This is a genomic window from Mycobacterium sp. AMU20-3851, from assembly GCF_043974665.1.
GTDB lineage: Bacteria > Actinomycetota > Actinomycetes > Mycobacteriales > Mycobacteriaceae > Mycobacterium.
Genome location: NZ_CP146371.1, coordinates 4,399,646 through 4,413,993 on the forward strand (window position 1 = coordinate 4,399,646; position 14,348 = coordinate 4,413,993).

Genomic DNA, 14,348 nt, shown 5'->3' on the forward strand with positions numbered 1-14,348 from the left:
CCGTGCCGGGTGCCCTCACCGCGGCGCTCAGCGCGCCGCTGCACCGGTTACTGGCGCTGTTGGGTCCCGGCCATGCCGCCGGGCCGGCGTCCTCACTCACCGCGCTGCAGGACCGGTTGGACACCGTCGCGCAGGCCGCCGCCGGCACCGCCGCACGGCTGGAGGGCGACTGGGCCGGAGCCGGTGCGGCAGCGGCCGCCGAGCGTCTGGAGCGGGCCGTGGCCCTCGCCGGGGAGCTGCACGGCCGGATCGCCGCGCTCGGGCAGGCCGCCGCGAGTGCGGAGATGAGCGTCTCCGACGTGCGCGCTGCCCTGGAACGCCTGATCGCCGACTTCGAGGCGCGCGCCGCGGCGTTGGAGACCCGGCTGGACAGTCCCGGCACGGCCGAACAACTCGTCGAGGAGGCCCGCCGCGCGGTGGCCGAGGCGCTGCGGCTGGTCGAGGAGTTGCGCACCGAGCTCGGCGCCGGGGCCCGGGCCGTGACCGCGTCCCCGGCCGCGACGAGCCCGATGGGGATGAGCGCACCGTCCGCCGGGCCCGGGACGGGGTGGACCGGTCGGGGCGATATCCCGAGCCTGGCGGGCATCCCACAGATCACCGACGCGGCGTTCGCGGCGGGGCGCGCCGACCTGCCCGACGCCGCGCAGTTCGGGATCGGTGAGGCCGTGACGCTGCCGGACGGCAACACGGCCACCGCGCCCAACGCCGTCGCGGCCAGCGCCGTGCGGCACGCCCTGACCCAGTTGGGCGTGCCCTACCAGTGGGGTGGCACGACGGCCGGGGTCGGCCTGGACTGCAGCGGCCTGACCCAGTGGGCGTACCGCGAAGCCGGGCTGGACATCCCCCGGCTCGCCCAGGAGCAGGACATCGGTGCGGCCGTGAGCGCCGATGCGCTGCGCCCCGGTGACCTGGCCGTATGGGACGGGCACGTGGCCATGGTGGTCGGCGACGGCCTGATGGTGGAGGCCGGTGACCCGGTCCAGCTGTCGGCGATCCGGACCACCAACGCCGGCCAGGGCTTCCAGGGTTTCTGGCGGCCCACCGCATGATGTTCGAGGCGCTGCGGCGCACCGTCGACGACGCCCTGGCGGGGGCGCGGGACCACGCGCAGACACTCGATCGGATCGCCACCGAGCTCGTCGAGACACCGGGCGCGCACACCCTGGGCGAGCATTTCGGTGGACGACCCTCCGACCAGCCCGGCTGACATCGTTACGCTGTGCGCCATGGCGGCTGACATCGTGCCGGTCCGGATCGGACTGACCAATGGCGACCTGTACACCCTGTGGGCACCGCGCTGGCGCGACGCCGGCGACGAATGGGAGGCATTCCTCGGCAAGGACGAGGACATCTTCGCCTTCGAGTCGGTCGCCGATCTGGCCGCGTTCGTGCGCACCGACAGCGACAACGACCTGACCGATCATCCCGCGTGGGAGAAGCTCACCCAGGCCAACGCGCACCGATTCGATCCGGCCGAGGATCAGCGCCACGATCTCATCGGGGTGCCCGAACTCGTGGCCGAAAAGCCGACCGAGGAGTCCGTCAAGACGCTGCGCGGCGCGCTGGGCATCGTCTCGGCCATCGGCTCGGTCTGCGATCTGCCCACCATCACCAAGATGTTCAACGGCAACCCGGTGCTGGGCACCATCGGCGGCGGCGTCGAGGCATTCAGCGGCCGCGCGGGGCGCAAGCGGTGGGCCGAGATCGAAGGGGTGATCGGCCGTGCCTGGGACGGCGTCGTCGACACCCTCGACGGCTTGGTGAGCACCCCGGCGGTCCCGAAGGCGGAATCGGAGAAGGCCGAGGCCGAACTCGCCGAACCCGCCCCCGAGTTCGACGACGTCACCGCCGACGATGAGGTGTTCATCGAGGGCGAGGTCGACACCGAGGAGGAGGTCGACGCGCTGGAGGCCGAGGCCGAACGTCAGGTGCTCGGCGGGGACAAGGACTTCTGGGCACAGGTCGGCATCGATCCGATCCGCGTCATGACCAGCAGCGGCACCCTCTACACGCTGCGTTGCTACGTCGGCGACGACCCGCGCTTCCTGGGCCGCAACGGCCGGATCAGCGTGTTCAACTCCGAGCGTGCCCTGGCCCGCTACCTGGCCGACGAGCACGAGAGCGATCTGTCCGGCTTCAGCACCTACGAGATCATCCGCACCGCCGCGACCGACGGCTCGCTGCGCGTCGAGGTGACCGAGGAGAACATCTACGTGCTGTCCGGGCTGGTCGACGATATCGCCGACGGCCCCGAGGCGGTGGACCGCGAGCAGCTCGAGCTGGCGCTGGAGTTCCTGCGCGACGTCGGCGACTACTCCGAGGACCCGATCGTGTCGAAGACCCTGGCCGCCGATCAGCCGCTGGGTGCCTTCGTCGAGCACGTGCTCGATCCCAAGAAGCCCCAGCCGAAGGGTTCGACGGTCGAGGCCGTCGAGCAGTGGGAAGAGCTGGAGCGCTTCGTCGAATCCCGCCTGCGCCACGAGTGAGCCGTTCGGCACCCTGACTCCTTGCGGCGCAAACTCCACAAACCGTCAGCCGATCAGCACCGCATACCGGGGTTTGATGACGCCGTCGATGAGCGCCAGCCGTTCGTCGAACGGGAGGAACGACGACTTCATCGCGTTGATGGTGAACCGCAGCAGGTCGCTCCACCCGTAGCCGAACGCCTCGACCAGGCGCAGCATCTCCTGGCTCATCGTGGTGTCGCTCATCAACCGGTTGTCGGTGTTCACCGTGACGCGAAACCTCGAGCGGGCCAGCAGGTCGAACGGATGCTCGGCGATGCTGTTCACCGCGCCGGTCTGCACATTCGAGCTCGGGCACAGTTCCAGCGGAATCCGCTTGTCCCGCAGGATCGCCGCCAACCGGCCGAGCTGCACGGTGCCGTCCTCGGCCACCGCGATGTCGTCGACGATGCGCACCCCGTGGCCCAGCCGGTCCGCCCCGCAGAAGGCGATCGCCTCGTGGATGGACGGCAGACCGAACGCCTCCCCGGCGTGGATGGTGAAGCGCGCGTTGTTACTTCGCATGTACTCGAACGCGTCCAGGTGCCGGCTCGGCGGATACCCGGCTTCGGCGCCGGCGATGTCGAACCCGACCACCCCCCGGTCGCGGAAACGCACCGCCAGCTCGGCGATCTCCCGGGAACGTGCGGCGTGGCGCATTGCGGTCACCAGGCAGCGCACCACGATCGTGCGTCCGGCACCGCCGGCGGCCTGCTCCCCCGCGGCGAACCCGGCCAACACCGCGTCGACGACCTCGTCGAGCGAGAGCCCGCCATCGATGTGCAGTTCCGGAGCGAACCGCACCTCGGCGTAGACGACGTTGTCGGCTGCCAGATCCTCGACGCACTCGAACGCCACCCGGTGCAGGGCGTCCGCGGTCTGCATGACACCGACGGTGTGCGCGAACGGTTCCAGATACCGGACCAGTGAACCGCTGTGCGCGGCGGTACGGAAGAAGGTGGCCAACTCGTCGACGTTGTCGGCGGGCAGATGCTGGTAACCGACCTCGTCGGCCAGTTCCAGCACGGTGGCCGGGCGCAGACCACCGTCGAGGTGATCGTGCAGCAGCGCCTTGGGCGCTTCGGTGATGAGGTCCAACGTCAGCGGCGTACTCATCCACCCATCTTGGCCGTCGCCGGTGGGCAGGTCCCGGATATCGCCGCGTCGGGCACCGAATGTTCGGTCAGTCGTCAGCGGCCGGTCAACCGATCCGGTCGATGACCAGCGGGCCCAGCGTGGGAGCGGCCGGACCGACCGTCCACCCGCCCTCGAGTTCGGCCAGCGCCGGGACCAGCCGGTCCGGGGTCTCGGTGTAGAGCGTGAACAGGGTGTCGCCGGCCGCGACGGGCTCGCCGGGACGGCGATGGATCTGCACCCCGGCACCGAACTGCACCGGCTGTCCGGGCGCGGCCCGGCCCGCCCCGAGCCGCCAGGCGGCCATGGCCACGGCCATCGCGTCGATGTCGCCCATCCGTCCGCTGCCGGTGGCCACGACCGTCTCCGTATGCGCGCCGATCGGCAGCGGCACCGTGAGGTCGCCGCCCTGCGCGGCGACCAACGCCCGGAACCGGTCCATCGCGGTGCCGTTCCGGAGCGTCTCGGCAGGGTCCACCTGATCCAGGCCCGCCGCGTCGAGCATCTCGGCGGCCAGCGCCAGCGTCAGCTCCACCACATCGGCCGGGCCGCCACCGGCCAGCACCTCCAGGGACTCGGCCACCTCTACCGCGTTGCCGACCGTGCGGCCCAGCGGCCGGTTCATGTCGGTGAGCAGGGCCCGGGTCGGCACCCCGGACTCGTTGCCGAGCGCCACCATCGTGGCGGCCAGTTCCCGGGACTCGGCCTCGGTCTTCAGAAACGCACCCCTGCCGACCTTGACGTCGAGGACCAACGACTGTGCGCCCTCGGCCAGCTTCTTGCTCATCACCGAGCTGGCGATCAGCGGCAGCGACTCGGTGGTGGCGGTGATGTCGCGCAGCGCATAGATCAAACGGTCGGCCGGCGCCAGGTCCCCGGCGGCGAAGATGGCCGCGCCGAGATCGGACAGTTGTTGGCGGATACGGGCTTTGGACAACTCCGCGGTGAATCCGGAGATGGCCTCCAACTTGTCCAGCGTGCCGCCGGTGTGGCCGAGCCCACGCCCGGCCGCTTGGGGCACCGCACCGCCGCAGGCCAGCACGACCGGCACCAGCGGGATGGTGATCTTGTCTCCGACACCGCCGGTGGAGTGCTTGTCCACCAGCGGCCGCCCGAGGTCGGTGAAGTCGAAGCGCTCCCCCGAGGCGATCATCGCCGCCGTCCAGCGGGCGATCTCGGAGCCGGTCATCCCACGCAGGAAGATCGCCATCAACAGTGCCGACATCTGCTCGTCGGCGACCCGGCCGTCGGTGTAGGCGGCGATCACCCAGTCGATGGCATCGTCGCCGAGGACTCCGCCGTCGCGTTTGGCCCGGATCACGGACGGGGCATCGAAAGTCACGGCTCGCCTCCCACCCGCTCCAGGTCGGCCGGGCCGAACGCGTCGGGCAGCAGGTCGGCCAACCGTTTCGGCCCGTCCGGGTGGTCGATGAGCAACCCCGGTCCCCCGTGTTCCCACAGCAACTGCCGGCACCGCCCACACGGCATCAGCGGGGCCCCGTCGGCGGCGACGCAACTGAGCGCCACCAGCCGGCCACCACCGCCGGAATACAGGGCGCAGACCACAGCACACTCGGCACAGAGACCTAGGCCATATGAGACATTCTCCACATTGCATCCGGTGATCATCCGGTCATCGTCGACAATCGCCGCGGCCCCGACCGGGAATCCCGAGTACGGCGCATAGGCCTGCACCGAAGCCTCAATAGCCTTGTTACGCAGTGCTTTCCAGTCGATTTCAGCGTTCACCGGGCCCCTGTCCACCGCCGTCTGAATGCATTCCGAAGGCTCCACCGCCGAGACGGGCAACCAAGGTAGGTGACCCTAACTTTGTGGTAGTGGAGCCGCTTTCGCCCCCACGCTAGTTCTTTACGGGCCCCAAATGGGATTAGAGTCGCCCCGAGGTTTGGGGACGAATTTCAGCCATGCCCCCAGACGTCCACCGAAGGCGTTGGAGGACTCAATGAGCACAGCGACGGCCGCGGAATCCGATATACCGGCACCGCGAGCAAAACCGGCGCGCCGCCGCACGTTGTACCGCGGCGACCCAGGCATGTGGTCCTGGGTGTTACACCGGATCACCGGTGCGACGATCTTTTTCTTCTTGTTGGTGCACGTGCTCGACACTGCGCTGGTCCGGGTCAGCCCCGAGGCCTACAACGCGGTCATCGAGACGTACAAGACGCCACTGGTCGGTCTGATGGAGGTCGGCCTGGTCGCCGCGGTGCTGTATCACGCACTCAACGGCATCCGGGTCATCCTGATCGACTTCTGGCAGCACGGCCCGAAGTATCAGCGCACGATGTTGTGGGTCATCGCCGCCATTTGGCTGGTCGTGATGATCCCGTCCCTGGGAGTGATCGGCATGCACATGGCGGAGCGTTTCCTGTGACCGAGTCGACCGGGGCCTGGACCCCGCATCACAAGGAGGGGCGTATCGCCCCGGTGCAGGAAAAGGAACACGACCGCCCGGCAAGCCTGGATCACCCGCGCGCGCCCCGGCGCCCGCGCGGCATCCCGTACTTCGAGAAGTACGCCTGGCTTTTCATGCGCTTCTCCGGCGTGGCACTGGTGTTCCTGGCACTCGGCCACCTGTTCATCATGCTGATGTGGCAGGACGGCGTGTACCGGATCGACTTCAACTACGTGGCCGAGCGGTGGGCCTCGCCGTTCTGGCAGATCTGGGACATGGCGCTGCTGTGGCTGGCGATGATCCACGGCGCCAACGGGATGCGCACCATCATCGGTGACTACGCCCGGAAGAACACCACCAAGTTCTATCTGAATTCGCTGCTGCTGCTGGCCACCGGGTTCACGCTGGTACTGGGTAGCTACGTGCTGGTCACGTTCGACGCGAGCATCTGATCGGCACCCTGGGCGAGCGCAGCGACGGGAAATAAAGGACTAAGCATGATTCAGGAACATCGTTACGACGTCGTCATCGTCGGCGCCGGCGGCGCGGGCATGCGCGCGGCGGTCGAGGCCGGTCCGCGGGCTCGCACCGCGGTGCTGACCAAGCTGTACCCGACCCGCTCCCACACCGGCGCGGCGCAGGGCGGCATGTGCGCCGCCCTGGCCAACGTCGAGGACGACAACTGGGAATGGCACACCTTCGACACCGTCAAGGGTGGCGACTACCTGGCCGACCAGGACGCCGTCGAGATCATGTGCAAAGAGGCCATCGACGCGGTCTATGACCTCGAGAAGATGGGGATGCCGTTCAACCGCACCCCCGAGGGCCGCATCGACCAGCGCCGGTTCGGCGGGCACACCCGCGATCACGGTAAGGCCCCGGTGCGCCGCGCCTGCTACGCCGCCGACCGCACCGGACACATGATCCTGCAGACGCTGTACCAAAACTGCGTCAAGCACGACGTGCAGTTCTTCAACGAGTTCTACGCGCTCGACATCACCCTGACCGAGACCCCCGGCGGCCCGGTGGCCACCGGCGTCATCGCCTACGAGTTGGCGACCGGCGACATCCACGTCTTCCACGCCAAGTCGATCGTCTTCGCGACCGGCGGTTCGGGGCGGATGTACAAGACCACGTCGAACGCGCACACCCTGACCGGCGACGGCCTGGGCATCGTCTTCCGCAAGGGACTCCCCTTGGAGGACATGGAGTTCCACCAGTTCCACCCGACAGGCCTGGCCGGTCTGGGCATCCTGATCTCCGAGGCCGTCCGCGGCGAGGGCGGTCGTCTGCTCAACGGTGAGGGCGAGCGCTTCATGGAGCGTTACGCGCCGACGATCGTCGACCTGGCCCCGCGCGACATCGTCGCCCGCTCGATGGTGCTGGAGGTGCTCGAAGGCCGCGGAGCCGGACCGAACAAGGACTACGTCTACATCGACGTGCGCCACCTCGGCGAGGACGTGCTGGAAGCCAAGCTGCCCGACATCACCGAGTTCGCCCGTACCTACCTGGGTGTGGACCCGGTGACCGAGCTGGTGCCGGTGTACCCGACCTGTCACTACGTGATGGGCGGCATCCCGACCAACGTCAACGGCCAGGTGCTGCGCGACAACAACAACGTCGTACCCGGCCTGTACGCGGCGGGCGAATGCGCGTGCGTGTCGGTGCACGGCTCCAACCGGCTGGGCACCAACTCGCTGCTGGACATCAACGTGTTCGGCCGCCGCGCCGGCATCGCGGCCGCCGAGTACGCGCTCAACCACAACCACGTCGACCTGCCGGAGAACCCGGCGGGCATGGTGGTCAACTGGGTCGGCGACATCCTGTCCGAGCACGGCAACGAGCGCGTCGCGGATATCCGCACCCAGCTGCAGCAGTCGATGGACAACAACGCCGCGGTGTTCCGCACCGAGGAGACGTTGAAGCAGGCGCTGACCGACATCCACGCGCTCAAGGAGCGCTACGCGCGAATCACGGTGCAGGACAAGGGCAAGCGCTACAACAGCGACCTGCTGGAGGCCATCGAGCTGGGCTTCCTGCTGGAGCTGGCCGAGGTCACCGTCGTCGGCGCGCTGAACCGCAAGGAGTCCCGCGGCGGGCACGCACGCGAGGACTACCCCAACCGTGACGACACCAACTACATGCGTCACACGATGGCCTACAAAGAGGGCACCGATCTGCTGAGCGATATCCGGCTGGACTACAAGCCCGTGGTCCAGACCCGGTACGAGCCGATGGAACGGAAGTACTAGAGATGACGAGCGTTTTGGAGAAGCCCGAGACCGGTGGCCCGGAACTGCCGCCGGTGCCGGATGGCGCGGTGATGGTCACCCTGAAGATCGCCCGCTTCAACCCGGACCGCCCGGACGATGCCGGCTACCAGAGCTTCCGGGTGCCGTGTCTGCCCAGCGACCGGCTGCTCAACCTGCTGCACTACGTGAAGTGGTACCTGGACGGCACCCTGACGTTCCGGCGGTCCTGCGCCCACGGCGTGTGCGGCTCGGACGCCATGCGCATCAACGGTGTCAACCGGCTGGCGTGCAAGGTGCTGATGCGCGACCTGCTGCCGAAGAAGGCCAGCAAGGCGCTGACCATCACCATCGAGCCGATCCGCGGCCTGCCCGTGGAGAAGGATCTCGTGGTGAACATGGAGCCGTTCTTCGACGCCTACCGCGCGGTGAAGCCGTTCCTGATCACCAGCGGCAACGCGCCCACCAAGGAGCGCATCCAGAGCGCGACCGACCGGGCCCGCTACGACGACACCACCAAGTGCATCCTGTGCGCCTGCTGCACCACGTCGTGCCCGGTGTACTGGAGCGAGGGGTCTTACTTCGGTCCCGCCGCGATCGTCAACGCGCACCGGTTCATCTTCGATTCGCGTGACGAGGGCGCCGCCGAGCGCCTGGACATCCTCAACGAGGTCGACGGTGTGTGGCGCTGCCGCACCACCTTCAACTGCACCGAGGCCTGCCCACGCGGCATCCAGGTGACCCAGGCGATCCAGGAAGTCAAGCGCGCCTTGATGTTTGCGCGTTGACCTGTTGGGCCTTCGAGTGTTGGCTTGTGCACCAAGATCCTTCGGGATCTGGAACACAAGCCAACACTCGTTTCGCCTAGGGTGCACCTGCTGCCGTGAGCTCGGCCCGCACCCGCCGAATGACCGTGGCCTGCCGGTACCTGAGTAGGTCGGCCCCGACCCGGACGATGCGCCAACCGGCGTCCCGGTAGGCGACGTCCTGTTCGATGTCGCGGGCCCGCTGTCGCGGATCTTCCCAGTGCTGCGCACCGTCGTACTGCACGCCGACCTTCCATTGCGGATACCCCATGTCGAGACGGCCCACCAAGCGGTACCCGTCGTAGACGTTGATCTGCGTATGCGAGGGCCGCAGGCCTGCCCAGGTCAACACCAGCCGCAGCCGGATCTCCTGGGGCGACTCGGCCCCGTCGTCGGCGAGATCGAGTACCCGGCGCAGCTGACAAACACCACGTACCCCCTTGTGACGCAGCAGAAGTGGCTCGACATCAGTCGTCTTCAAGGCAGTCACCTGCAGCATCGCGTCGACACGGATGACTGCCTGGACGAGGCCTTCTCCGCCGCTGCCCGTTCGCCGTCCGAGGTCGAACGCGGTACGCGCTGGCGACGTCGCAGGCACACCTCGGACCACCGCCACTTCGTCCGGGCCGAGCGTGTCACTGTGGATGACGATCCCCGACGGCCCGGAACGGCTGTCCTGGATGAGTTCTGCCGGATACTTGGCGTCGATCCACTTCGAACCATGCAGCGCCGCAGCGGACAAGCCGGCCGCCACACCTCGGCGCCCGGACCACAGCCACGCGGCCACCGCCTTGTCTCTCGGGGTCAGCACCGCGCCGCGCGGGACGTAGACGTTGCGGTGGACCGCGTCGTATCTCGTCCGCAGTTGGTAGCGGTTCACCGTGCCTGCGGCCAACGCCTCGGAGCCCAGAAACACCATGCGTTTCCAGACGCACCGACGATCCGTCCGGTTCCACGTAAACGAGCGTTGGCTTCGGTACCGAAAACCGGCGATATCTCGCCCGCAAGCCACGCTCCTCGCTCTAGGCGGTCGGCTCGCGATCTTCCTCGCGGTCCTCGGTCAGGGCGTGCACCTGCTCGTCGTAGTAACGCAGCACGACGGCCAGTGCCGCCGCCACCGGCACCGCCAGGAACGCGCCGATGACCCCGAAGGCCGAGGCACCCAGGGTGACCGCGAGCAGGACGATCACGGCGTGCAGTTCCATCGACTTCGACTGCAGCCACGGCTGCAGCACGTTGCCCTCGAGCTGCTGCACCGCCAGGATGATCGCCAGCACGATCAGCGCGGTGACCGGGCCGTTGGCGACCAGCGCGACCAGCACCGCCAGGCCACCCGCGACGAACGCGCCGACGATCGGCACGAAGCCGCCGATGAAGGTGACGATCGCCAGCGCGAAGGCCAGCGGCACACCCAGCACCACCAAGCCGATCCCGATGAGGGCGGCGTCGACGAAGCTGACCAGGGCCTGCGTGCGGATGAATCCCCCGAGGCTGGACCAGATGCGCGTCAGCACCTCGGCCAGGTGCGGGGCGGCCGGGCTGCCGACCGAGCGCCGCAGCCACGGGAGGAACCGCGGCCCGTCCTTGAGCAGGAAGAACGTCACCACGACGGTGGTGAAGACCGTCACCAACGCCGACGTCGCCGCACCCACACCGGTGAACACCCCCGACGCGATCTGGCTGCTGCTGGTGTTGAGTCCGTCGGTGATCGCGGCGACCGCCGAGTCGAGCTGCGCCTCTCTGATGTTCAGCGGCGGGCCGTCGAGCCAGTCGCGCACCTGCACGACGCCCGCGGACGCCTGCTCTGCCAGTTCCGCCGACTGCTCGACGATGGCGGGCGCCACCGCGGCGATCAGCGCACCGATCACCCCGGCCGCGATCAGCAGCATGACCAGGGCCGCGGCCGCCGGTGGCAGGCCCTTGGCGCGCATCCAGCGCACCGGCGGCCACAGCACCGTGCAGATCACGACGGCCAGCGCCACGGGCAGGATGATGACCCAGGCTTCACCGAGGATCCAGGCCAGCACCCAGATGGCTGCGGCCACGGCGATGAACTGCACGGACACCGTTGCCGCCGATCGGAGATGGTTGCCGAATATCGCGCCTCGGCTGGGCCGCACGTCAGTCACCCCTCCTCTTTACCCGTAACTGGGTCGATGCAACGAGAACTGTCACACATCACAGGGCTGCGTCGTCTACCCGATATGACCACCAGAATCGCCCCGCTACCCCCCAAGCAGGCCGGGCCGCTGACCCGGCTGATGTACCGCTTCGCCAAGCGCAGATTCGGTGAGGTGCCCGAACCGTTCGCGGTGGCGGCGCACCATCCGCGGCTGCTGATGGCCAACGGCGTCCACGAGATGCTGCTGCAGGCCGGCTCCAAGACCCTGCCCACCAGCGTCCGCGAGCTCGCGGTGTTCTGGACCGCCCGGACCGTCGGCTGCTCCTGGTGCGTCGACTTCGGGTCCATGCTGCAGCGGCTGGACGGTCTGGACGTCGACCGGCTCAAGCACATCGACCAGTACGCGACGTCGCCGTTGTTCAGCGCCGACGAACGGGCGGCGATCGCGTATGCGGACGCGATGACCACCGACCCGCACACCGTGACCGACGAGCAGGTCAACGATCTGAGTCGGCGGTTCGGCGACGACGGCGTGATCGAGCTGACCTACCAGATCGGTGTGGAGAACATGCGAGCCCGGATGTACTCGGCGCTGGGCATCACCGAGCAGGGTTTCAGCTCCGGGGATGCCTGCCGGGTGCCGTGGGCCGACCGGCCCTAGTGCCCGCCGGCCCGTAGCGGCGATGCGGTGAACTTGTCCGGGTTGGCGATATCCCATACCGCACAAACCTTTCCGTCCCGGACGGTCATCGCGGTGATCCGCGGCATCAACTCCGGGTAGCCGTCGCCGGCCGGCGCGCCCGGGGTGTAGACACCGAGCTGGCCGTTGATCAGTGCGAGCTGGCTGCCGGCCAGCCAGTTCGGCCCGTACCGCTGGGCCAGCCCGAACAGGAAACGCGCCACCTTGTCCGGCCCGCGGATGACGCGCGCCGCCGTCGGGGCCCGGCGGTTGGAGTCCCCGGTGAACGTGACGTCGGGATGCAGCAGCCGGACGACGGCGTCCATATTCCCGTCGGCCAGCGCCGCCATCAGCAGCCCGGCCGTCTCGTTGTGACTGTCGTCGTCGACCGGCGGCGGGGCGTGGTCCACGGCGCGGCGCGCCCGGGACGCCAGCTGGCGGGCGCTCGCCGCGCTGACGCCCAGCACGCCTGCGATGTCGCCGAACGGCACTCCGAACCCGTCGTGCAGGACGAAGGCCACCCGCTGATCCGGGGTGAGTCGCTCCAGGAGCACCATGACGACGAACCTGGTGTCCTCGTCGGCGACGACGGCGGTCAGCGGGTCGTCCCGGTCGAAGCCGGTGACCACCGGTTCGGGCAGCCACTGCCCCACGTAGGTCTCGCGACGGCGGGCCGCCGAGCGCAGCCGGTCCAGGCCCAGTCGGCTCACCACGGTGGTCAGCCAGGCCCGCAGATCGGCGATGTCGTCACCGGATCCGCGCCACCGCAGCCAGGCCTCCTGCACGATGTCCTCGGCATCGGCATAGGTCCCGGTGAGGCGGTAGCCGACGGCCAACAGGTGCGGGCGCAGAGCCTCGAACTCGTCGGCGCGGGCGCTCGCGGTCATGGACCGAGTCTAGGACCCGCCGAACATCGGCACGCCCTAGCGCTTCGCGAAAATCGTCCGGTGCCATTCCTTCTCGGCGACCCCGGTGATGTCGCTCATCACGTGCTTGATGGTGAGGTACTCCTCGAACGAGTAGTCACTCATGTCCTTGCCGAACCCGGAGGCCCCGACACCGCCGTGCGGCATCTCGGAGATGATCGGGATGTGGTCGTTGATCCACACGCAGCCGGCGTCGATCTCACGTGAAGCCCGCTGCGCGCGGTATACGTCACGGGTCCACGCCGACGCGGCCAGGCCGTAGACGGTGTCGTTGGCCTGGCGCAGCGCGTCGTCGTCGTCGGTGAAGGCCCGCACGGTGAGTACCGGGCCGAAGATCTCGTCGCGGTAGACCTCCGAGGTTTCGGACACATCGGCGATCAGCGTCGGCCGGTAGAACGCACCCGGCAGATCCGGCGCGACACCGCCGGTGACGATGCGCCCGCCCTGATCCGGGGCGCGCGACACCATGGCCGCCACCTTTTCCCGGTGCGCGAAGGAGATCAGCGGGCCCAGGTCGGTGTCCGGGTCGTGGGGATCGCCGACGACCATCTTGCCCATCACCTCACCGACCCCGGCGACGAAATCGTCGTACAGGTCGCGCGCGACGATGGCCCGGGTGGCCGCCGTGCAGTCCTGCCCGGAGTTGATCAGTGCCCCGGCGACCGCGCCCTGGATGGCGGCGTCCAGATCCGCATCGTCGAACACCACGAACGGCGCCTTGCCGCCCAGTTCGAGCTGGGTGCGGTGACCGTGCACGGCCGCCGCGGCCATCACCTTGCGGCCGACCCCGGTCGATCCGGTGAAGGTCACGACGTCCACGTCCGGGTGCCCGGCCAGCGCGGTGCCGACATCGGCACCCGAGCCGGTGACCACGTTGAGTACACCGTCGGGCAGTCCGGCCGCCTTGGCCACCCGCGCCAATGTCAGCGTGGTCAGCGGGGTGATCTCGGCGGGTTTGATGACCACGGCGCAGCCGGCGGCCAGGGCCGGGATGACCTTCCAGACCGCCATCTGCAGCGGGTAGTTCCACGGGGTGATGGTCGCGACGACGCCGACGGCCTCACGCCGGATGCTGGAGGTGTGGTCGGCCGAGTATTCGGCGGTGGCCTTGCCCTCGAGATGGCGCGCCGCGCCGGCGAAGAAGGACACGTTGTCGATGCTGCCCGGAACGTCGAATTCGGTGGCCAGGCGCACCGGCTTACCGCACTGCGCGACCTCCTCGGCGATGAAGGTGTCGGCCTCGGCTTCCATCAGCTCGGCGAGCTTGGCCAGCACTGCGGCGCGGTCCACCGGCGTCGCGGCCGCCCATCCCGGCTGGGCGGCCCGGGCCGCCGCGACCGCGGCGTCGACCTCGGCCGGCGTCGCCAGCGCGTAGGTGGCGGCCACCGCACCGGTGGCGGGGTTGATCACATCGAACGATCGGCCGGTCGTCGACACCGACGCACCGTTGATCCAGCTGCTGGCTAGTTGTTGCGCACTCACGGACACCAAGGCTACGCATTCCGCCGATCTACG

14 protein-coding genes and 1 pseudogene are annotated in these 14,348 nt (G+C 68.8%); 8 read left to right on the plus strand and 7 right to left on the minus strand.

Annotation, left to right across the window (positions count from 1 at the left end; genetic code table 11):
- Positions 1-2: 2 nt before the first annotated feature.
- From V4U86_RS21030 to satS, 3 genes are read left to right on the plus strand one after another with little or no spacing between them, the layout of a single operon-like run.
- Positions 3-1,049, plus strand: coding sequence for a C40 family peptidase (locus tag V4U86_RS21030; RefSeq protein ID WP_395307854.1), 1,047 nt, complete (start codon positions 3-5; stop codon positions 1,047-1,049).
- Positions 1,046-1,207, plus strand: a complete 162-nt coding sequence (locus V4U86_RS21035) for a hypothetical protein (protein WP_395307855.1) — start codon at positions 1,046-1,048, stop codon at positions 1,205-1,207. The genes V4U86_RS21030 and V4U86_RS21035 overlap by 4 nt, the downstream gene beginning before the upstream one ends.
- A 19-nt stretch (positions 1,208-1,226) precedes the next feature.
- On the plus strand, positions 1,227-2,486 hold the full coding sequence (gene satS, locus V4U86_RS21040) for a protein export chaperone SatS (RefSeq protein ID WP_395307856.1): 1,260 nt from the start codon (positions 1,227-1,229) through the stop codon (positions 2,484-2,486).
- A 45-nt stretch (positions 2,487-2,531) separates the two neighbouring features.
- Here satS and V4U86_RS21045 read toward each other — a convergent pair whose 3' ends face one another.
- The 3 genes from V4U86_RS21045 to V4U86_RS21055 all read right to left on the minus strand — a co-directional run bounded on the left by V4U86_RS21045 (position 2,532) and on the right by V4U86_RS21055 (position 5,387).
- The gene (locus V4U86_RS21045) at positions 2,532-3,620 is read right to left on the minus strand and encodes an adenosine deaminase (RefSeq protein WP_395307857.1); all 1,089 of its coding nucleotides are present in this window, start codon (positions 3,618-3,620) and stop codon (positions 2,532-2,534) included.
- A gap of 85 nt (positions 3,621-3,705) precedes the next feature.
- Positions 3,706-4,980, minus strand: a complete 1,275-nt coding sequence (locus V4U86_RS21050) for a thymidine phosphorylase (protein ID WP_395307858.1) — start codon at positions 4,978-4,980, stop codon at positions 3,706-3,708.
- On the minus strand, positions 4,977-5,387 hold the full coding sequence (locus V4U86_RS21055; RefSeq protein ID WP_395307859.1) for a cytidine deaminase: 411 nt from the start codon (positions 5,385-5,387) through the stop codon (positions 4,977-4,979). Before V4U86_RS21055 ends, V4U86_RS21050 begins: the two co-directional genes overlap by 4 nt.
- Positions 5,388-5,601: 214 nt before the next feature.
- Between V4U86_RS21055 and sdhC the strand changes: the two genes are divergently transcribed.
- From sdhC to V4U86_RS21075, 4 genes are read left to right on the plus strand one after another with little or no spacing between them, the layout of a single operon-like run.
- Positions 5,602-6,030 (plus strand): succinate dehydrogenase, cytochrome b556 subunit, encoded by a 429-nt coding sequence (gene sdhC, locus V4U86_RS21060; RefSeq protein ID WP_395307860.1) that lies wholly within the window; start codon positions 5,602-5,604, stop codon positions 6,028-6,030.
- Entirely contained in the window at positions 6,027-6,503 is a 477-nt protein-coding gene (locus V4U86_RS21065; RefSeq protein ID WP_395307861.1) for a succinate dehydrogenase hydrophobic membrane anchor subunit, read from the plus strand. Before sdhC ends, V4U86_RS21065 begins: the two co-directional genes overlap by 4 nt.
- Before the next feature lie 45 nt (positions 6,504-6,548).
- Positions 6,549-8,303 carry a succinate dehydrogenase flavoprotein subunit gene (gene sdhA, locus V4U86_RS21070; RefSeq protein ID WP_395307862.1) on the plus strand — a complete coding sequence of 585 codons (1,755 nt, stop codon included), beginning with the start codon at positions 6,549-6,551 and terminating at the stop codon, positions 8,301-8,303.
- 2 nt (positions 8,304-8,305) lie between these two features.
- Positions 8,306-9,088, plus strand: coding sequence for a succinate dehydrogenase iron-sulfur subunit (locus V4U86_RS21075; RefSeq protein WP_395307863.1), 783 nt, complete (start codon positions 8,306-8,308; stop codon positions 9,086-9,088).
- 76 nt (positions 9,089-9,164) lie between these two features.
- Here V4U86_RS21075 and V4U86_RS21080 read toward each other — a convergent pair whose 3' ends face one another.
- Complete coding sequence (locus tag V4U86_RS21080; protein ID WP_395307864.1) at positions 9,165-10,025, minus strand: endonuclease domain-containing protein; 861 nt, start codon at positions 10,023-10,025, stop codon at positions 9,165-9,167.
- A gap of 103 nt (positions 10,026-10,128) precedes the next feature.
- Positions 10,129-11,235, minus strand: a complete 1,107-nt coding sequence (locus V4U86_RS21085) for an AI-2E family transporter (RefSeq protein ID WP_395307865.1) — start codon at positions 11,233-11,235, stop codon at positions 10,129-10,131.
- Between the two features lie 63 nt (positions 11,236-11,298).
- On the opposite strand from V4U86_RS21085, the pseudogene V4U86_RS21090 reads away from it, so the two are divergent.
- Positions 11,299-11,889 (plus strand): annotated as a pseudogene (locus V4U86_RS21090) (carboxymuconolactone decarboxylase family protein); the annotation flags it as partial.
- Here the strand turns inward: V4U86_RS21090 and V4U86_RS21095 are convergent.
- On the minus strand, positions 11,886-12,794 hold the full coding sequence (locus V4U86_RS21095; RefSeq protein WP_395307866.1) for a sigma-70 family RNA polymerase sigma factor: 909 nt from the start codon (positions 12,792-12,794) through the stop codon (positions 11,886-11,888). The pseudogene V4U86_RS21090 and the gene V4U86_RS21095 overlap by 4 nt on opposite strands.
- A gap of 36 nt (positions 12,795-12,830) precedes the next feature.
- Entirely contained in the window at positions 12,831-14,321 is a 1,491-nt protein-coding gene (locus tag V4U86_RS21100) for a gamma-aminobutyraldehyde dehydrogenase (protein WP_395307867.1), read from the minus strand.
- Positions 14,322-14,348 lie beyond the last annotated feature (27 nt).